The following is a 17721-nucleotide window of genomic DNA, read 5'->3' as shown; positions in this document are numbered from 1 at the left end:
CAGGATTCGACTGCCGGCAACGACCTCGACGGCCCTCGGGGCTGTATGCAACCACCGCAAATGGACGGTTTTAAGCGTCCGTCCCGCCGGGGTATGGACGTATGAGACTTCACGAGTATCAAGCGAAGGAGATTTTCGCAGAAGCTGGGATTCCGGTACCGGAATCACAACTTGCCGACAGCGTCGAGGGCGTCCTCGACGCCGTCGACGAGATCGGCTACCCGGCGGCCGTCAAGGCCCAGGTCCACGTCGGCGGTCGCGGGAAGGCCGGCGGTATCAAGATCGCAACGAGCCGCGAGGAGGCCCGCGAGGCCGCCGAATCCATCCTCGGGATGGACCTCAAGGGCTACACCGTCGACCGCGTGCTCGTCGAACAGGGCGTCGACTTCGACGACGAGTACTACGTCGGCGTGACGATGGACCGCGGCGAGGGCGAACCCGTCGCCATGGTCTCGACGCGCGGCGGCGTCGACATCGAGGCCGTCGCCGAGGAAGACCCCGAGGCCATCGCCCAAGAGCACATCGACCCCGCCTTCGGGCTGCACCCCTACCAAGCGCGCAAGGTCGTCTACGACGCCGGTGTCCCCGCCGAGTACGCCCGCGAGGTGTCCTCGATCCTCTCGACGCTCTACGACCTCTATGAGGCCAACGACGCCAGCGACATCGAGATCAACCCCGTGATGATCACCAGCGACGACGACGTGATCGCCGCCGACGCGGTCATGAACATCGACGAGGACGCCCTCTTCCGCCAGCAGGATCTCGCCGAGATGGAAGAGGACTCCTACCAGAACGANCTCGANNNCAAGGCNNNCGAGTACGGCTTCGACTACGTNCGCCTNTCNGGCAACNNNGGCATCATCGGCAACGGNGCGGGNCTCGTGATGNCGACGCTCGACCTNGTNGACTACTNCGGCGGCNNGCCCGCNAACTTCCTCGANNTCGGCGGNGGCGCGAAGGCCGANCGNNTCGNNAACGCNCTCGACATGGTGTTCTCCGACGAGAACGTCGATTCGGTCGTGTTCAACATCTTCGGCGGTATCACCCGNGGNGACGAGGTNGCNAAGGGGATCAACGANGCNCTCGANNNNTTCGACGAGATTCCGAANNNGGTCGTNGTCCGCCTCGCCGGCACCAACGCCGAGGAGGGNATGGANATCCTCAACACNGACCTCGTGCNGGTCGAAGCAACGCTTGAGGATGCTGTCCAACGTGCGGTCAAAAACGCCGAGGAGGTGGCCCAATGAGCGTTTTTGTCGATAATGACACCCGCGTCGTCGTGCAGGGCATCACCGGCGGCGAAGGGAAGTTCCACACCGAGCAGATGCTGGAGTACGGCACCAACGTCGTCGCCGGCGCGGTACCGGGCAAGGGCGGCCAAGAGGTCGCCGGCGTCCCGGTCTACGACACGGTCGACGAGGCCGTCGACGCCGAGGACGCGAACGCCTCGGTCGTCTTCGTCCCGCCAGCCTTTGCCGGCGACGCGGTCTTCGAAGCCCTCGATACCGACCTCGATCTCGTTGTCGCCATCACCGAAGGCATCCCCACCCAGGACATGGCGAAGGTGAACAAGCGGCTCTCCGAGGTCGACACGAACCTCATCGGGCCGAACTGCCCGGGNATCATCACGCCNGGNGAGGCNAANCTCGGNATCCTGCCGGGCAACATCTTCGNNGNNGGTNACGTNGGGCTCGTCTCCCGNTCNGGNACCCTGACNTANCANGTCGTNNNNAANCTNACCNANCGNGGNATCGGCCAGACCACCGCGGTCGGCATCGGCGGCGACCCGATCATCGGCACGGACTTCGTCGACGCGCTGGAGTACTTCGAGAACGACCCCGAGACGAAGGCGGTCGCGATGTGTGGCGAGATCGGCGGTGAGGACGAGGAGGACGCCGCCGCCTACATCGCCGAGTACATGGACACGCCGGTCGCCGGCTTCATCGCCGGACGNACCGCCCCGCCGGGCAAGCGGATGGGCCACGCNGGCGCCATCGTNTCNGGTGGCNNCGGCACCGGNACNGCCGANTCGAAGATNANCGCGCTCAACGACGCCGGCGTCCCGGTCGCCGACACGCCCGGCGAGGTCGCCGAGTCGATCGAAGACTTCCTCTAAGCCCGAGCCGCAGTCGATTTTCGGGAGTAACTATCCTAAACAGCCGGTTTCGAATCCGAACCGGAAAAATTTGTCAGATATCGTCAGATACGCTTTTTAGTACAACCGACTGACACTATACCATGGCAGCGGAAGCCAAGGGTGGCGACGCGGACCCATGTCCGGTGGAAATCGCCTTCGGCGGCGAGGGCATCCCACAGGACTGCCAAGTCACCAGTCATCGCGTCCGCTGTTCCCCGCTCGATCATCACGCCGATCTGATCCCGGCGTCCCGCGGCATCAAAATCGCCAAACAGTGCGATCCGACGAATCTCAAGGGAGCCGGGATGGTCACGGCGAAAAACATCGTTCAGCCAGTCTACCAACTCAAATCCGAGTTCGGCGACCGCGTCACCGCGGGTTTTTTCGCCGAGGTGATGACGCCGGATCATGACGCCTACCCGATGACCGTCTTCTACGGCTTCCGGATGATCGTCAGCCACGACGAGTTCCGGTTTGCCAACTCCGTCCAAAACAAGATCGAACACCACTTCGACGCTGCCGAAGTCGTGTCGACGACAACGAACGAGATGACCGTTCTCACCGGCACTGATCCCTTCCCGCACCAGTTCGTCGATTCACTCCGCCCCTGAGTCAGTACCGAGAATATAAATCCGATGGGGGCTGAACGCAGGGCGTGGCCACCGAGGAGTCGGCGGACTGGGAGCCGTATTTCGGCTTCGACTCGCCGTACGAAAACCAAGCCGACGCCATCGAAACAGCCATCGAGACCGTCGGCGACCGCGGCTACCTCGCCATGGAAGGGCCCTGCGGGACCGGGAAAACGATGGCTGCCCTCACCGCCGCGGCGACCCTGCTTCGAGAAACCGATACCTTCGACAACGTCTTCGTCGCCACGCCGGTCAAACAGCAACGCCAGCAGTTCATCGACGACCTTCGAACCATCAACCGCGGTATCGACGAGCCGCTCGCCGGCGTCGCCCTCGTCGGCAAAACCGATCTCTGTCCATACGGCCGCGAGGGTCTGTTCCCGGCCGATTCGAGCGTCCACGACCGGTGTGAAGACCTCCGCGATTCGACGGCCGACCTCATTCGCGCTGACGACAACGACGGCGCGGGCGGGACGACGACCCAAACGTCGATGACAACACAGCTGCTCGGCAGCGTTGCTGGCGCGGTCGCCGACGACGAGTCGGACGCGCCCGAGCCCGCCGCGCGCCTTACGGCCGGCCGCGAGGATACCGAACAGTGGTGGGACACCGAGCGCGCGCTGGAACTCGTGCGGACGGCCCAACAGGACCTCCGCGCGGCTCAGCAGTCCGGCGGCGACAACGACGCCACGCCGTTGGAAACGGCCGGCGCGAGCGCGCCCTACGGCACCGCCCAGCCGGCCGCACCCGAAGCGATGACCGAGGGCGAGTCGACACCGCTGTACTGTCCGTTCGAAGCCGACTGGTACGCCCGCGACAAAGGCTCGCCCGTCGGCTTCGAGCAGGGCGTCGATCACGTGCTCTCGACCGAGGAATTTCTCCCGGCGTCAGTTGAGGCGGGGACCTGCCCCCATCGCGCGATGGGCGTCCTACTGGAACACGCGGATGTCGTCATCGGCAACTACAATCACCTCTTCGACAGCCGCACCCGCAACCTCACGGAGCCGATCCTCGACGAGCGCACACTGGTGATTCTCGACGAGGCCCACCGGATCGAGGAACGCGTCCGAGATCTCGTCAGCGACACGGTCGGCCGCGTGACGCTCAAACAGGCCCAGCGCGACCTCGGCGAACTGCTTGATCGGGCCAGCCAGCATCCTGACAACAAGGAATTGGTCGAAAATCACCTCGCCGAACACGACGTGCCGTATGAGGCAGTCGAGCAGGCCCAGACGTTCTACGGCGAGGCGATCCAGTGGCTCGATGAGTACGTCGACCGCACCCTCGCCGAGCGGTTCGACGGCTACGCGGCCGGCTATTTCGACGAACTCCCGGACGAGGGCATCGAGATCGAACTCCGCGATCCCGAAACCGACGAACGAGATGCCTTCACCGAGTGGGCCGAAAACGCGGGCTACGACGGCGACGTTTTCCGGACGCTCGGCAAAATCGGCAGCGCGGTCGAAGACGCACTCAGCCAGCTTGGGATCGACCGCGACTGCGTCTGCACCGCCGTCGGCGCGCGGTTCGGCCAGTGGTGGACGCGCGATCACACCGCGTTCTTCCGGGAGATCACGCTGGATCCGACCGACGCCGACCATCGGAACCCCGAGCAGCCGTGGCGTACCGCCTACAACGCGTCGCTGGTGATGTATAATTGTATTCCCGCCGAACAGGTCGGCGAGATCCTCGGCGAGTTCGGCGGCGGCGTGCTGATGAGCGCGACGCTGGAACCGCTTGACGTATTTGAAGCGGTCAGCGGGCTAGCGTCGGTGGCAGCAGGCAGCAGCACAGGCGGTGACGGCGACGACCGACCGGCCCGCCGCGTCGACCGCCGCAGCTACGACCTCCAATTTCCGGTCGCCAACCGCGAAAGCTGGATCGTCGACGTGGAGCCGTTCACCGCGCGGAACCGCGGCGATACTGGGGGGCCGGACAACGCGACTCGGGACCGCTACGCCTACGTCGCCCGCGAAATCGCCCGCAGTCACGGCAACATCCTACTGTGCTATCCGAACTATGCGGAGGCAAAATGGGCGGCCGGGCGGCTGCGCGAGGAGATCGACAAACCGGTCTATCTCGACGAGTCCTCAAGCCACGAGACGACTCACGACCTCCGAGAAGGGTTCGTCGACGACGACCACGCAGTGTTGGTGACGAGCACGCGCGGGACGCTGACCGAGGGCGTCGACTACGAGGGTGACGAGCTACACACCTGCGCAGTCTTCGGCATCCCGCTCGTCAACATCGGCTCGCCGCGCGTGCAGGCCGTGCGCCACGCCTACGGCGACCGCTTCGGCCGCGACAACGCCTTCGACTACGCGCTGACAGTCCCGGCCGTCCGGCAAGTGCGGCAGGCCATCGGCCGCGTCCTGCGCGGCCCGGAGGAGCGTGGCGTCCGAATCCTCGTCGGCGAGCGATACCTCCCCGACAAGCCGCGGTCGGTCGCGCCGTTCTTTCCCGACCAAGAGCGCGCGGAGTTCCAGCGGCTAACACCCGAATACCTCGATAGCCAGTTCGAGCGGTTCTGGGACTGAAGCTGGCTGTATGATAACACGGAACAAAATAGCAGCATGTGATCCCGGGGCAACCCGGGGATCAGTGACCGATACCGATCCGACGTGGCTCAGTCGTTCAGCCGCTCAGTTCGTCGAGGGCTGCCTGCAGGTCGGCTTTGTCCTGCACGCCGACAACGCGGTCGGCGGCTTCGCCGTTGTGATAGAACTCGATGGTCGGGACGCTCCGGATGCCTTTCTCGCCGGCCAGTTCCTGGAGTTCGTCGATGTCGACTTTCAGGACCGCAGCGTCGGTTTCGGCGGCCAGCTCTTCGACCGTCGGGGCCAGCATCTTACAGGGCCCACACCAGTCGGCGTAGTAGTCGACGAGCACAACGCTATTGGCCGCGATCAGTTCCTCGAAGTGGTCTTTGTCCTTGACGTGGATCGGCTCGGTTGCTGCTTGGCTCATATTTCCTCCTTCGGTAGCATTACATATAAGCATGAAGGGGCGTTGCTGACAGCCCACACAACCGCACCGCTCAGCCGTCAACTGTGTAGCGCAACACCACGCCGTCGTCCAGTCGCTCGGTGTCATCGAGCGTCAGCGCGGGGTACTCCTCGACGAACCCCTCACCGTCAGCGAGCGTCGGCGCGTCGTGGCCGCCGATGATCTTGGAGCCGACGAAAACCGACAGTTCGTCGACGAGGCCAGCATCAAACGCCGAAAAGATGAGTTCGCCGCCGCCCTCGATCATCAGTCGCTCTATGCCTTCGTCGGCAAGCTGATCGAACGCAGCCGCGAGATCGACGCGGTCGTCGCCGGCGACGACCATCTCGGCTCCGGCGTCGGCCAGCGCGGTCCGCCGCTCCTCGGGCGCGGACTCGACAACGAGGACGTAGGTCGTCGCCTCGTCGTCGAGGATGCGGGCATCCAGCGGCGTGCGTGCGGTGGAGTCGGCGACGACGCGGGCGGGATTGCCCGGTCGGCCGTGTCGCTGTCGTTGGACGCGGCGGTCGGTCACATCAAGCGTGAGGTGGGGGTCGTCGGCCAGCACGGTCCCGACACCGACCATGACGCCGTCCGCGGCCGCCCGAACCCGGTCGACGCGGTCGAAGTCCTCGGGGCCGCTGATGGCGAGTTGCTCGCGGCGGCGAGAGGCGAGTTTGCCATCGACGCTCATCGCGGCGTTGACGACGACGTGCATACGGGGACTGCGGGAGCCGTCGGCATCGGTGTTTCGGTCACGGCGGCGCGATAGCGATAGCGATACAGCGGGGGTGGTGAAATCGAGATGCCACGCAAAGCATATAACCCGGCGAGCCGTCGGTACGGGTATGTCGAAGAAAGCGAAACTGCTCGTCGTCCTCGCGGTTGTCGTACTGGCATACGTCCTCTTCTCGGGAGACACCGAACCCGTCGAAGTGGAAGTCGACGAATAGCCCGCGAACACACCCTTTTCGCAGTCTAGCCACCACCGCCGAGTCCCAACTCTTGGGAACGAACGACTTACCCACGGCGGCCCGCAACGACGCCGTATGTACGGGGTCGTCACGCGCAACGAACCGGAGACTGAGTGGGACGAATTCGACCTAAGTTTTTACGAGGTCAAAGACGTTGCCGGACGCCCCTCCGAGCCGATCAGCGGCGCGATCAACATGGTCTCCTGTTTCGGCGATAACGCCGCCGCGGGCGAAGACCCCGATCTGGTACCGGTCGACAGCGAGGGCCGGCCGGCGACACGCGATCGGAAGTACTTCGATTGGTCCTACATCTGCCCGACCCATGAGGGCTACCGCGAGGGCCTATTGGAGATCATCGCCGACTGTGCGGCCGCCAACGACGACGTGCGGCTGGACGATGTCGGCTTCCCACGCGAGGGGTACTGCCACTGTGACCGCTGTGAGGCGGCGTTCGCCGACAGCGAGTTTGACGACTGGGAGGCGTGGCGCGCATCGGTCATCACCGAGTTCGTCGCCGCCGCCAGCGAGCGGATCCCCGGTCGGACCTATCTGACGCTGTATCCCGACCCCTATCCGGGCCACCTCTACAGCCGGGCGGGGCTGGATCTCGACGCCCTGACCGAGTACGTCGACGAGTTCGTCGTCCCGCTGTACGATCTCGACTACGGGACGACCTACTGGCTCGAAAGCCTCGTCCGCGGCTTCCGGTCGGCGTTGGGTGGCGACTATCATCTTGATGGGGCCGAACCAGAGACACCGCTATCGGTCGAACTCTACGCGGTCGATGTCGACGTCGACAAACTGATCGGTGCCGCAGAAGTGGCCGACACCTACGCGAAGGACGTGCTGTTCGGCTACGATGCGGCCCAAGCGTCGGCAGCGATCCGCCGGAAAGACGCCGACGAGCGAGCGGGCGAGACCTACAGTCCCGAGTAACGGCCCGAAGGAGGGGTTACGACGTGTACCAGCCGGCCCACGCGATCCAGAGACACATGACCGTGCCGAACCCGATCAGCGAGAGTTGCATCCCGGTGAACCCACCGGTGGTGATCCGCAAAAGGATCGCACCGAAGAGGACGAACATGAGCCCGAAGCCGCCGATCCGCATGCTCTTGAGGTTCGGATACTCCGCGAGCCATTGCACGACCCCGCCGGACTGATCGTTTGCCATCTTGCTCGGGGTAACCACCGCCCACGTCTTAAAATGACCCATCACACGGCGGTCCCACGACGTGCCGGCTGGTGGCTATCCACCGTAGCTGAGATAGTAAATGACGACAAACCCCAGCAGGAAGATCAACGTCGCAACCCCACCGAGGAGGAACATCAGCCGCAAGCCAGCCTGTCGATCCGCGTCGGCATCGTCTGCACTCATTGTCCGCGATAGGGGTGGCGCACACTTAGCTACCACGACGGCGGGCACGACAGCGCTGTCGCACAGTCGCTCAGTGAACCGTCCGATCGTCGCTCAGGTCGATCTCCTCGATCGGCTCGCTGTTCCCGAACTCGGGGGTCGGCCCGTCACCCGGAGCCGCCCACCGCACAGCGTTGCGGAGCACCTGCTGGACAGTGTCGTTGTGATAGACGGGATACGTTTCATGCCCCGGTCGGAAGTAGAAGATTCGCCCGTTGCCGCGGCGATAACAACAGCCCGAGCGGAAGACTTCGCCGCCCTCGAACCACGAGTTGAACACGAGCGTATCGGGGGCGGGTACGTCGAACCGCTCGCCGTACATCTCGGCCTCGTCGATCTCGATATACTCGTCGAGGCCGTCGGCGATCGGATGGCCGGGTTCGACGACCCAGAGCCGTTCAGTCTCGGCGGATTCCCGCCATTTCAGCGAACAGGAGGTGCCCATGAGCCGGGTGAAGATTTTCGAGTAGTGGCCCGAGTGCAGCACGAGCAAGCCCATGCCGTCGAGGACGCGCTCGTGGACGCGATCGACGATCGCATCGCGGACTTCGTCGTGGGCGGCGTGGCCCCACCACGTCAGTACGTCAGTGTCATCAAGAACTTCCTCGGTCAGGCCGTGCTCCGGTTCGTCGAGCGTCGCCGTCCGTGTGTCGAAGCCGCCGGATTCGAGCGCGTCGGCGATGACGGCGTGGATTCCGTCGGGATAGACCTCCGCGACGACGTCGCTGTCGCGCTCGTGGCGGTATTCGTTCCAGACGGTGACCTGTGTCATACCACCGCAGAGTCGGCGGCGACGCATAGCGTTTGGGCCGGCGCGGGCGGGAGCACTTAGGGCAGGCGAGCCCGATAGAACACCAATGGCCGAAGTCGTCGACATCTACACCGCGCCCGATGCCGGCGAGCCGATGGAGCCCCGCGAGCAGATCGAAGCCGTCGAAGGTGGACTCGTCGGCGACCGCTATCTCCGTGGGAATGGGTACTATTCGCCGTACGACGTATGTGAAGTGACGCTAGTCGCCGGTGAGGCACTGGATACGATTCGAGAGGAGTATGGGATCGATCTCTGGGACGGTCGCCATCGCCGCAACATCGTCACTCGCGGTGTCGATCTCGACGACCTCTTGGACGCGACGGTACGAATCGGCGAGGCCGAGCTTCGCGGGACCCGCCCCCGACCGCCCTGTGCGCACGTCGAGGAGGTCGCCGACGAGGAGGGCGTCGCCCGCGCGCTCGGCGATGAACGCGGCGGGATTTGTGCGTCGGTGACGACGCCCGGCAAAATCGCCGTCGGCGACGAGATCGAGATCGTTGAAGCTGACCCGCAGCGTATCGGGGCCGAGATTGCCGCACGGCTCGAAAACGAAGCGGAATAGGCCGAAAGAGAAAGTACAGACACGCGGCCAGCGTGGCCTGCTTTCAGCCTGCTACCGAGTGCTGTTGCTCAGGAGTTGAGAACAGCACACAGCGACGAAACTGTGTTAGTCCGCGTTCGGCGCCAGCGGCTCGGCGTCTTCGGACGTGGCCTCGTCCATCGAGGACGTGATGCCTTTTGCGAGTTCGAAAACAGCTGCTTTGTGATCGGTCTTTGACTTGTGGATCGATGTCGGCTTGATGCCAAGAGATTCGTACTCTGTGAGGTCGAATTCGCCTTCCCACATTTCACACTGCGTACGTACCTCGGCAAGCAGGCCGTGTAGGTGAATGAGCTCCTGCTTTTTCATGAGCACTCAGTGGTAGCGACTGGAGGGTTATAGTAGTGTCCTGAGACAAGTTACCATAGGTCGTTCTCAATTGTTCACAATAGATAGAGGAGCGACACCGCGGCTGAGAGTCTACTGGAGGAGTTCGTCGTGATCCAATTCCAGCAGCTCTTTGTAGCGGTTCCGGATCGTCACCTCGGAGATGTCGGCGACTTCGCCGACCTGACTCTGGGTGACTTTCTGGTTCGTCAACAGCGCGGCCGCATACACCGCGGCGGCGGCGAGGCCGACCGGCGACTTCCCGCTGGTGACGGCAGCTTCCTTCGCGTTCCGGAGCAGCATCCGCGCCTCGCGTTCGACTTCCTCGTTGAGGTCGAGCCGGGAGACGAACCGCGGGACGTACTGCTCGGGGTCGGCGGGTTTGACTTCGAGGCCGAGTTCCCGGACGATGTAGCGGTAGGTCCGCGTCATCTCCATCTTCTCGACGCGGGCGACCGCAGCGAACTCATCGAGGCTGCGGGGGTTGTTCAGCTGCCGCGCGGCGGCATAGAGCGCGGCCGTAGCGACGCCTTCGATCGAGCGTCCCGGTAGGAGGTCCTCGTCGAGGGCGCGGCGGTAGATGACCGACGCAGTCTCGCGGACAGCATCCGGCAGTCCGAGCGCGCTCGCCATGCGGTCAATCTCACCGAGGGCTTGCTTGAGATTGCGCTCTTTGCTGTCGCGNGTNCGGAANCGCTCGTTCCAGGTGCGGAGCCGCTGCATCTTCTGCCGCTGCCGNCTNGANAGNGANTTGCCGTAGGCGTCCTTGTCCTGCCAGCCGATGTTCGTCGANAGCCCNTTGTCGTGCATCATCTTCGTCGTCGGCGCGCCGACGCGGGACTTGNNGTCNCGNTCNNNGNNGTCGAANGCGCGCCACTCCGGNCCGCGGTCGATCTCGTCGCTCTCGACGACCAGCCCGCAGTCGACACAGACGGTTTCGCCGTGTTCCTCGTCGGTGATGAGCTGGCCGCTACACTCCGGACAGCTCGTGGTCTCGTCGTGCTGGTGTTCGTCGGCTGTCTGTTCCTCTCGACTGACGGTGGTGGGGTGCCGTGGTGTGCTGTTGCTCATAGGTTTGCGGTGGAGGCGCCCGTCCCCGGAGAAAGAAAGACAGGTGAGGGGTGCGTCCGTACCTTTCCTTTGTTCTCAGCGCATATAAATGTTGTGACCAGAACAACACAATACTCGGGGGGGCGAATCCAGCCCGCTCGCACGGTTTTGCAGCAGTTTGCTCGTCGGTAACGGTTCACACGCTCAAAATTCAGCGAATATAACGGCGTCGCCCGCTGGCGGTCCGGAATATGAGGTATTGGAAGTCGAATCGCAGTCGGCCGTGCTCGCTATCGCTGCGCGCGCCCTCCCTGCTTCGAATCCTGTTCCGTCACTGCTCGCTGTCGCTCGCAGATGACGGGCACGGTGGGACTCCCGCGAGCGAACGCAGTGAGCGAGTGGGAGTCAACCATGCCCGTGACCGACCAACGGGAGTGAACGGGCATGGTGGGATTCGAACCCACGATCGAGCAGTTAGGAACCGCTCGCCCTGTCCACTAGGCCACATGCCCCGGAAAAAAGCGCGACGGCCCTGCGCCGTACGGTCGCCGTTCAGTTCTTCTCGGTGTCGGTTTCGAGTTCCTCGTCGTCGAGCTCCGAAACGTCCTCGACCGGCTCAGCGTCGGGATCGGCGGCCTCGTTAAGTTCCTGTTCGATCTCCTCACGGCCTTTCTTGAACTCACCCATCGCCTCGCCCGTCGATCGTGCGAGCTTCGGGATCTTGTTCGCGCCGAACAGCAGGACTAACACGAGCAAGATGATGAGCATCTCTGGGCCGACCGGGCCGAACAACGGAAGCAGGCTACTCATACCCACACCTACCCCGGTGGCGAATATAGGCCTTTTGCTCGCCGCACGGGTCACGCGATCGATACTTTCAACGCCAAACCCGCCGATAGTGGAGCTATGCTCACTGTTGGCGACGACGCACCTGATGTCACAGCCCCACTCGTCGGCGAGGAGACCGAACCGTTCCGGCTCTCGAACCGCCGCGGCACCGGTCCCGTCGTCTTAGCCTTCTTCCCGGCAGCGTTTTCGAGTACCTGTACCGAAGAGTTGTGTACGTTCCGCGACGAACTCGGACAGTTCACCGAGCTCGATGCCCGCGTCTTCGGGATTAGTACCGATCTCCCCTACGCACTCAGTCAGTTCCGCGATAAGCACGACCTCGGTTTCGACCTCGTTAGCGACAACGACGGCGCGATCATCGACGCCTACGATGTCGTCGACGAGTGGGACCACATCAGCCTCTCGGAGGTCGCCCAGCGGGCAGTGTTCGTCATCGACACCGAGGGCATCGTCCGCTACGCGTGGCGCGCGGACAACCCCGGACAAGAACCCGATTACGACGCCGTCGCCGACGCGGTCGAGTCGGTGGCGTAAGCCGGTGTTCGATTGAGACCTGCCGACAACTGCTTACGACCGTTCGGCGCGACGGATCGTCGAAACCCGGGCGTTCTCTTTGAGCTTGAGGCCGGCCCCAGCGACGCTCAGCGGGACGCGGTCGAGATCCTGCGTGTGGAGGGTCGGATGGAACGCACCGCGGGCCAGCAATTCGTCGCGGGTCTGGACGACGAGCGTTACGTCCTCCGGTGGTGACAACGTCTCGTTGTATTCGATCAGATACTGACCGGCCTCAAGGGTCCACCACTCGTAGTCGTCATCCGGATTGCGTTTGGCGGTCGGATGTGGTTCGGTGTCAGCAGATTCCAGCTCGCCGCCGCCGAAATCGACGCGGCCGGGAGCCGTCACCTCGTAGACCTCGCTGACGGTGAGATCCAGCCCCGAGCCGTCGGTCTGTGTCGGCTCGTGAACGATACCATCGACGAACGTCGTGAGATCGACCGCTGGCATGTGCGGTCTGTGGACGGTTCGGTACAAATAGATAGGCTCGAACGCGGCTCCGACCGTCGTGTGTCTTTTTCCCAGTCGGGGCAGTACACCAACCGAATGACGAGTACGCCCAACGGCACCCGCGAGTACGACCCGGATGCCGACCACTCCTTCCCCGACGACCGGCTCAACGAACTCCTGCCGGTCATCACCGCGGATCCTGAGATCACGACCTACCTCGAAGCCCAGAACGTCAACGCCGTCACGCGACTCCGGTACAGTGACCACGGCCCGAAACACATCGAAATCGTCCGCAATCGCGCCCTCCGGCTCTACGAACTGCTCAAACGCGGCGGCGTCGCGTTCAACGGCGCGAGCGATCAGGGGCTCGATGAATCTTTCGAGCCAGTTATCATCCTACTGGCAGCAACACTCCACGACATCGGCCACGTCGTCCACCGCCACGACCACTCCTATTACTCAATCCCGCTTGCGGCCGACGTACTCGACCGGATCCTGATGGATCGCTACAGCGTCGATACCGCGGTTCGCGTGAAAGCCGAAGTACTCCACGCGATTCTCTGTCATCATACCGAGGAGACACCGCTGACGACGGAAGCCGGCATCATCCGGATCGCCGACGGTCTCGACATGGAGCGCGGTCGCTCACGCATCCCCTACGAGCACGGCGGCCGCGGGATCAACACAATCTCGAGTCAGGCCATCGAGGAAGTCCGGCTCAAAGAAGGCGAAGACAGACCCGTCTTAGTCGAAATCGAGATGATCAACGCCGCCGGCGTCTATCAGGTCGATAACCTCCTGAAAGCGAAGCTGGAGGACTCGCTACTCGAAGACCACGTTCGCATCGTCGCCCTCAACACGAAAGGCGACGACTCGTTGGTCGAACGGATCGAACTCTAACGCGACCGCGCCGGAGATTTATATATATGATTCCGAGCGACGACCCCTTCGGCGCATGTCGGATCGCTCACCCTCACTCGACTGGAGCCGCCTCACTGCGAAGCTACCGTTCGATACGCCGCTCCCGGCAGTCAAACCACTGCTACCGTCAGCGACGTCGAAATCAGAATCGACGGCAGAACGGCCACAGGAGACTGAATCGGCCGAAACGGCGACCAACTCACAGAGTGAGCTGACAGACGAGTCAAAGTCAGAGCAGTGGAATCGATTGCGACGCGTGGCTCGCGTCCTCCGCGGCTCAACCGTCGAGTATCGTCCACATCGCTCGGGGATCGACGCGCCGCTGGCGACGTTCGAGCCGCCGGCTGGCGAAACCGAGATCGATCGCTACTGGGTCAACGCCCCCTTCGCTGCCGTCGTCATCACCTACGACGATGACGACAACGAGCACCGCTACTACACCGTCGAACCCGATCTCGACGAGTTCGAAGCTGACGTGCTCGACCGCGTGCGACGCGATATCCGGCCGCCGCTATTGGAGGGATCGAGCACGGCCGATATCGGCGACGAACCCGCCCCCGACGAGCGACTCACCACCGAACTCACGGCCTGTATCGAGCGGTACGGCATCACCGTTGACACGCAGACGTTGCACGCGCTGTGGTACTACCTCTACCGAGATTTCCGCGGCTACGGCCGTCTGGATCCACTGCTACAGGACGACCGCGTCGAAGACATCTCCTGTGACGGCTATGGGCTGCCGGTGTTCATCTACCACGAGACCTACACCGACATCGAGACGGACATCAGCTTCGAGGGAACCGCTCTCGACGATTTCGTCGTCCGGTTGGCCCAACAATCGGGCCAACACATCAGCGTCGGCGACCCGTTAGTCGAAGCGACGCTGCCCGACGGCTCGCGGGCGGAACTCTCCCTCGGCGAGGAGGTGACGCCGCGCGGCTCGGCGTTCACAATTCGACAGTACGCCACCGAACCGCTGACCCCGATCGATCTATTGGACTACGGGACGTTTGATGCCGCCCAACTCGCCTACTGCTGGCTCTGCATCGAACACAACAAGAGCCTCCTTTTCGCTGGCGGGACCGCGGCCGGCAAAACAACCTCGCTGAACGCGGTATCGATGTTTATCCCACCAGGAGCAAAGACGATCACCATCGAAGACACCCGCGAACTCGCCTTAGCCCACGACAACTGGCTGGCCGCCGTCACGCGGGATCAACTGCACGACGGCACGGACATCGACATGTATGACCTGCTGCGGTCGGCCCTCCGGCACCGCCCGGAGTACCTCCTCGTCGGCGAGGTTCGNGGNGAGGANGCNNNNACGCTGTTCCAGGCGATGAACACCGGCCACACGACGNTGTCNACNATNCACGCCGACTCCNTCNAGACNGTCGTCAACCGACTCGAAAACGAGCCGATCAACGTGCCGCGATCGATGGTCGAATCGCTGGATCTCATCTCCGTGCAGACCCAGCGACGGCTCGACGGCCGGCGTGTCCGGCGGGCGGGCGTGATCGGCGAGATCCGCGGAATCGACGGCCGGACCGGCGAACTCGACTACGCGTCGGCTTTCGAGTGGGAGCCACAGTCCGATTCGTTCGTCGAAAACGATAGCGGGCTCGTAGAGACGATCCGGACCGAACGGGGCTGGAGCCGCAGCGACCTCCGCCGCGAACTCCGTGACCGCAAACGATTCTTGACCGGATTACAGGAACACGGCATCACCGACTACCGGACGTTCACCACGCTGGTCGGCGATTACTACGCGGATAGCGAGGCTGTGTTAGATCGGATCGAGGCCGTCGATTCAGATGGCGACGCGGGCGAATCGCTCACAGCGGTTGAGCAAGATAGAGCGGGCAACGCGGGTGCGAATCAGACCGATGGTGACGAGACGACCGACCCCGCAGCCCACTTCGATCCGAAGGCAGTCACCAACTGGTAATGACAGGAGTCCCGGCAGTCATCGGACTGAGCGGCGTTGTCGCCGGTGTAGTTACAATCACAAGCGACCAGACGAGTCGCGTCGTCGATGGCGTCGCCCTCGCGCTGTTCGGCTGGCTGGTCGACAACCTTCGCCGGCCCGACCGCGCTGAGACGCTGGCGGCCATGCACGCCGCAGATTCCTACGACGTATTCGAGTCCCGAACACTCCTCGCCGCTGTCGTAGTCGGTGTCGGTACAGGATTTTGCGCACTGTCAGCCCTCCCAGTTGCGGGATCGCTACTCGGGCAAATTAGTGCGGATTCGGGTGGAACACCACTCACCGCGGGCGTACTATCGATAGAGTCGGTCCAACCGATAGTAATCGGAGTTATGATCGTCGGCAGCGTACTCAGTGCTACCGGGAGCGCGGTCGCAACGCACGAACTCCGGTGGTGGCTCCTCAGTCGGCGCGCCGCGGCCCGCGAGCGACGGATCGAGGCGACGCTGCCGCGGACTGTCGCGTTCATGTACGCACTGTCGCGCAGCGGGATGCCGCTGCCGCGGATCCTGCGGCTCCTCTCGGAAAACGAGGACACCTACGGCGCGGCTGCGACCGAACTCGGCATCGCCGTCCGCGAGATCGACACCTTCGGCCGCGATCCGATCACCGCGCTTGAGACGGTCGGGGAGCGAACGCCGTCGGACGGACTTGCGGAACTGACCGAGAATCTCGGTAACGTGCTCAACAGCGGGCAGAGCTTGCCGGCGTATCTTCAGGCACAACACGACCGCTACCGCGATGAAGCGGCCGCCGAACAACAGCAGTATCTCGATCTGCTATCGATGTGTGCGGAGGGTTACGTGACGGTGTTGGTTGTCGGCCCGCTGTTCGTGATCACGACGCTCACCGTCGTCGGGTTGGTGGTCACCGAGACGCTGACCGCGCTCCACGTCATCACGTTCGGTGTGCTCCCGCTGGCGACAGCCGGCTTTCTTCTGGGACTTGATCGAGTCCTCGAATCGAGGCGAATGTCGCCGACGCGGCAAGGAGTCGATGCCGACGAGAGCCACCAGGCACGAAAGACAGTCGTCGACAACGCTGGCACTAAGGAGGACGAAAAACGAAATCGACAGCGAGCGACACTCCGATGCTACGATCGACTCAAACGCGGCCATCGCTGGCTACGGGACCCTGTCGCGGCTGTCATCGGCAACCCGTGGCTGACGCTGCTGGTGACCGTCCCAGTCGGAGTCGCGTGGCTCGCGGCGACAGTTCGTATTCCGGCAGTAACACCAGTCGAACTGCTGGATGCCCTCATTCGGCCGCTGTCGGTCGTCGCCATCGGCGTCTGTGGAATCTACTCGGTCGGCTACGAACTCGCTACCCGTCGGCGACGGCGCATTGAGCGGGCAGTCCCGGACTTCCTCGACCGATTGGGCAGCCTCAACGACGCAGGTATGTCCATCATCGGCGGGTTCAAACAGGTCTCGTCGGGTGATCTCGGTGCGTTGACGCCAGAAGTCGAGAAGGTCTGGCAAGACGTTCAGTTGGGTGCCGACGCCGAAACCGCACTGCAGCGGCTGACCGGACGCGTTCGCTCGCCGCTGGTCACGGGAGCCGTCACGCTCGTCACGAACGCACTCCGAGCGAGCAGCGATATCGCGCCTGTCCTCTCGATCGCGGCCGACGAACTCCGGGCGAGTCAGCGGCTCGCCGCGAATCGAAAGCGGATGATGGCGACCTATCTGCTCGTGATATACGTCGCCGTCGTCGTGTTCCTCGGGATCGTCGTCGCCCTGTCGGCGTCGTTCGTACCGGCACTCGAAACCGCCGCGCAAGAATCAACGGCCGCGGCGGTTGGCAGTGCTATCCCAGCGACCACCGGCAGAGGCGACATTGCCGCCAGCGCGATTGGTGCCTACGAATCGCTGTTCTTCCAGATCGCGGCCGTGCAGGCGGTCTGCTCGGGGTTGGTCGCTGGCAAACTGGGAGAGGGACGGCTTCGAGCGGGTGTCAAACACGTCGCACTACTGTTGTGTCTCGTCCACGTCGGCTTTCAGTTCGTGTGAGTTTCGGCCTGTGGGGTCG

At 63.6% G+C, this 17721-nt stretch carries 19 protein-coding genes and 1 tRNA gene; 10 read left to right on the top strand and 10 right to left on the bottom strand.

Annotation, left to right across the window (positions count from 1 at the left end; all coding sequences use genetic code 11):
- The first annotated feature begins 101 nt into the window (after window positions 1-101).
- The 4 genes from sucC to EGH24_RS03775 all read left to right on the top strand — a co-directional run bounded on the left by sucC (window position 102) and on the right by EGH24_RS03775 (window position 5303).
- A complete protein-coding gene (sucC, locus tag EGH24_RS03790) occupies window positions 102-1247 on the top strand; it encodes an ADP-forming succinate--CoA ligase subunit beta (protein WP_142978848.1) in 1146 nt (381 codons plus the stop codon).
- Window positions 1244-2116: a succinate--CoA ligase subunit alpha gene (gene sucD, locus EGH24_RS03785; protein WP_142978847.1), complete on the top strand. Its 873-nt coding sequence runs from the start codon at window positions 1244-1246 to the stop codon at window positions 2114-2116. Before sucC ends, sucD begins: the two co-directional genes overlap by 4 nt.
- Window positions 2117-2238: 122 nt before the next feature.
- Window positions 2239-2748 carry a hypothetical protein gene (locus EGH24_RS03780; RefSeq protein WP_142978846.1) on the top strand — a complete coding sequence of 170 codons (510 nt, stop codon included), beginning with the start codon at window positions 2239-2241 and terminating at the stop codon, window positions 2746-2748.
- 44 nt (window positions 2749-2792) lie between these two features.
- Window positions 2793-5303 carry an ATP-dependent DNA helicase gene (locus tag EGH24_RS03775; RefSeq protein WP_221886706.1) on the top strand — a complete coding sequence of 837 codons (2511 nt, stop codon included), beginning with the start codon at window positions 2793-2795 and terminating at the stop codon, window positions 5301-5303.
- Window positions 5304-5400: 97 nt separating this feature from the next.
- Here EGH24_RS03775 and trxA read toward each other — a convergent pair whose 3' ends face one another.
- Together trxA and EGH24_RS03765 are read right to left on the bottom strand one after the other, a co-directional pair.
- Window positions 5401-5733 (bottom strand): thioredoxin, encoded by a 333-nt coding sequence (gene trxA / locus EGH24_RS03770; protein ID WP_142978845.1) that lies wholly within the window; start codon window positions 5731-5733, stop codon window positions 5401-5403.
- Between the two features lie 70 nt (window positions 5734-5803).
- Window positions 5804-6469: a 2,5-diamino-6-(ribosylamino)-4(3H)-pyrimidinone 5'-phosphate reductase gene (locus EGH24_RS03765; RefSeq protein ID WP_142978844.1), complete on the bottom strand. Its 666-nt coding sequence runs from the start codon at window positions 6467-6469 to the stop codon at window positions 5804-5806.
- A 331-nt stretch (window positions 6470-6800) separates the two neighbouring features.
- Here EGH24_RS03765 and EGH24_RS03760 point away from each other — a divergent pair, with 331 nt between their 5' ends.
- Window positions 6801-7661 carry a hypothetical protein gene (locus EGH24_RS03760; protein WP_142978843.1) on the top strand — a complete coding sequence of 287 codons (861 nt, stop codon included), beginning with the start codon at window positions 6801-6803 and terminating at the stop codon, window positions 7659-7661.
- Between the two features lie 16 nt (window positions 7662-7677).
- Here EGH24_RS03760 and EGH24_RS03755 read toward each other — a convergent pair whose 3' ends face one another.
- From EGH24_RS03755 to EGH24_RS03750, 3 genes are all read right to left on the bottom strand, one after another.
- Window positions 7678-7896 carry a hypothetical protein gene (locus EGH24_RS03755; RefSeq protein ID WP_142978842.1) on the bottom strand — a complete coding sequence of 73 codons (219 nt, stop codon included), beginning with the start codon at window positions 7894-7896 and terminating at the stop codon, window positions 7678-7680.
- Window positions 7897-7971: 75 nt separating this feature from the next.
- A complete protein-coding gene (locus tag EGH24_RS15750) occupies window positions 7972-8100 on the bottom strand; it encodes a hypothetical protein (RefSeq protein ID WP_281284926.1) in 129 nt (42 codons plus the stop codon).
- 70 nt (window positions 8101-8170) lie between these two features.
- Window positions 8171-8911 carry a ThuA domain-containing protein gene (locus EGH24_RS03750; RefSeq protein WP_142978841.1) on the bottom strand — a complete coding sequence of 247 codons (741 nt, stop codon included), beginning with the start codon at window positions 8909-8911 and terminating at the stop codon, window positions 8171-8173.
- Between the two features lie 85 nt (window positions 8912-8996).
- Between EGH24_RS03750 and EGH24_RS03745 the strand changes: the two genes are divergently transcribed.
- A complete protein-coding gene (locus tag EGH24_RS03745; RefSeq protein WP_142978840.1) occupies window positions 8997-9512 on the top strand; it encodes an MOSC domain-containing protein in 516 nt (171 codons plus the stop codon).
- A 105-nt stretch (window positions 9513-9617) separates the two neighbouring features.
- Here EGH24_RS03745 and EGH24_RS03740 read toward each other — a convergent pair whose 3' ends face one another.
- The 4 genes from EGH24_RS03740 to EGH24_RS03725 form a co-directional block, all read right to left on the bottom strand.
- Window positions 9618-9860, bottom strand: coding sequence for a UPF0058 family protein (locus tag EGH24_RS03740; protein WP_142978839.1), 243 nt, complete (start codon window positions 9858-9860; stop codon window positions 9618-9620).
- A gap of 111 nt (window positions 9861-9971) precedes the next feature.
- Window positions 9972-10949 carry a transcription initiation factor IIB gene (locus tag EGH24_RS03735; RefSeq protein ID WP_142978838.1) on the bottom strand — a complete coding sequence of 326 codons (978 nt, stop codon included), beginning with the start codon at window positions 10947-10949 and terminating at the stop codon, window positions 9972-9974.
- A 418-nt stretch (window positions 10950-11367) separates the two neighbouring features.
- A tRNA-Arg gene (locus tag EGH24_RS03730) sits at window positions 11368-11440 on the bottom strand.
- A gap of 40 nt (window positions 11441-11480) precedes the next feature.
- Entirely contained in the window at window positions 11481-11738 is a 258-nt protein-coding gene (locus EGH24_RS03725; RefSeq protein WP_142978837.1) for a Sec-independent protein translocase subunit TatA/TatB, read from the bottom strand.
- 96 nt (window positions 11739-11834) lie between these two features.
- Here EGH24_RS03725 and EGH24_RS03720 point away from each other — a divergent pair, with 96 nt between their 5' ends.
- A complete protein-coding gene (locus tag EGH24_RS03720; protein ID WP_142978836.1) occupies window positions 11835-12311 on the top strand; it encodes a redoxin domain-containing protein in 477 nt (158 codons plus the stop codon).
- 33 nt (window positions 12312-12344) lie between these two features.
- Here the strand turns inward: EGH24_RS03720 and EGH24_RS03715 are convergent, their stop codons facing one another.
- Complete coding sequence (locus EGH24_RS03715) at window positions 12345-12782, bottom strand: dCTP deaminase (RefSeq protein ID WP_142978835.1); 438 nt, start codon at window positions 12780-12782, stop codon at window positions 12345-12347.
- Window positions 12783-12878: 96 nt separating this feature from the next.
- On the opposite strand from EGH24_RS03715, the gene EGH24_RS03710 reads away from it, so the two are divergent.
- From EGH24_RS03710 to EGH24_RS03700, 3 genes are all read left to right on the top strand, one after another.
- Complete coding sequence (locus EGH24_RS03710; protein WP_142978834.1) at window positions 12879-13682, top strand: HD domain-containing protein; 804 nt, start codon at window positions 12879-12881, stop codon at window positions 13680-13682.
- A gap of 232 nt (window positions 13683-13914) precedes the next feature.
- Window positions 13915-15651, top strand: coding sequence for a type II/IV secretion system ATPase subunit (locus EGH24_RS03705; RefSeq protein WP_449271758.1), 1737 nt, complete (start codon window positions 13915-13917; stop codon window positions 15649-15651).
- Window positions 15651-17702 carry a type II secretion system F family protein gene (locus EGH24_RS03700; RefSeq protein WP_142978832.1) on the top strand — a complete coding sequence of 684 codons (2052 nt, stop codon included), beginning with the start codon at window positions 15651-15653 and terminating at the stop codon, window positions 17700-17702. Before EGH24_RS03705 ends, EGH24_RS03700 begins: the two co-directional genes overlap by 1 nt.
- The last annotated feature ends 19 nt before the right edge of the window (window positions 17703-17721 follow it).

This window comes from Halonotius terrestris (genome assembly GCF_006861665.1).
Lineage (GTDB): Archaea > Halobacteriota > Halobacteria > Halobacteriales > Haloferacaceae > Halonotius > Halonotius terrestris.
Note: the sequence above shows the minus strand (reverse complement) of the source record. Positions and strands in the feature narration are given on the sequence as shown.

Coding starts and splice junctions, on each gene's coding strand:
- EGH24_RS03780 (WP_142978846.1), top strand. CDS start 2,239: ATGGCAGCGGAAGCCAAGGGTGGCGACGCGGACCCATGTCCGGTGGAA.
- trxA (WP_142978845.1), bottom strand. CDS start 5,733: ATGAGCCAAGCAGCAACCGAGCCGATCCACGTCAAGGACAAAGACCAC.
- EGH24_RS03765 (WP_142978844.1), bottom strand. CDS start 6,469: ATGCACGTCGTCGTCAACGCCGCGATGAGCGTCGATGGCAAACTCGCC.
- EGH24_RS03760 (WP_142978843.1), top strand. CDS start 6,801: ATGTACGGGGTCGTCACGCGCAACGAACCGGAGACTGAGTGGGACGAA.
- EGH24_RS03755 (WP_142978842.1), bottom strand. CDS start 7,896: ATGGCAAACGATCAGTCCGGCGGGGTCGTGCAATGGCTCGCGGAGTAT.
- EGH24_RS15750 (WP_281284926.1), bottom strand. CDS start 8,100: ATGAGTGCAGACGATGCCGACGCGGATCGACAGGCTGGCTTGCGGCTG.
- EGH24_RS03750 (WP_142978841.1), bottom strand. CDS start 8,911: ATGACACAGGTCACCGTCTGGAACGAATACCGCCACGAGCGCGACAGC.
- EGH24_RS03745 (WP_142978840.1), top strand. CDS start 8,997: ATGGCCGAAGTCGTCGACATCTACACCGCGCCCGATGCCGGCGAGCCG.
- EGH24_RS03740 (WP_142978839.1), bottom strand. CDS start 9,860: ATGAAAAAGCAGGAGCTCATTCACCTACACGGCCTGCTTGCCGAGGTA.
- EGH24_RS03725 (WP_142978837.1), bottom strand. CDS start 11,738: ATGAGTAGCCTGCTTCCGTTGTTCGGCCCGGTCGGCCCAGAGATGCTC.
- EGH24_RS03720 (WP_142978836.1), top strand. CDS start 11,835: ATGCTCACTGTTGGCGACGACGCACCTGATGTCACAGCCCCACTCGTC.
- EGH24_RS03715 (WP_142978835.1), bottom strand. CDS start 12,782: ATGCCAGCGGTCGATCTCACGACGTTCGTCGATGGTATCGTTCACGAG.
- EGH24_RS03710 (WP_142978834.1), top strand. CDS start 12,879: ATGACGAGTACGCCCAACGGCACCCGCGAGTACGACCCGGATGCCGAC.
- EGH24_RS03700 (WP_142978832.1), top strand. CDS start 15,651: ATGACAGGAGTCCCGGCAGTCATCGGACTGAGCGGCGTTGTCGCCGGT.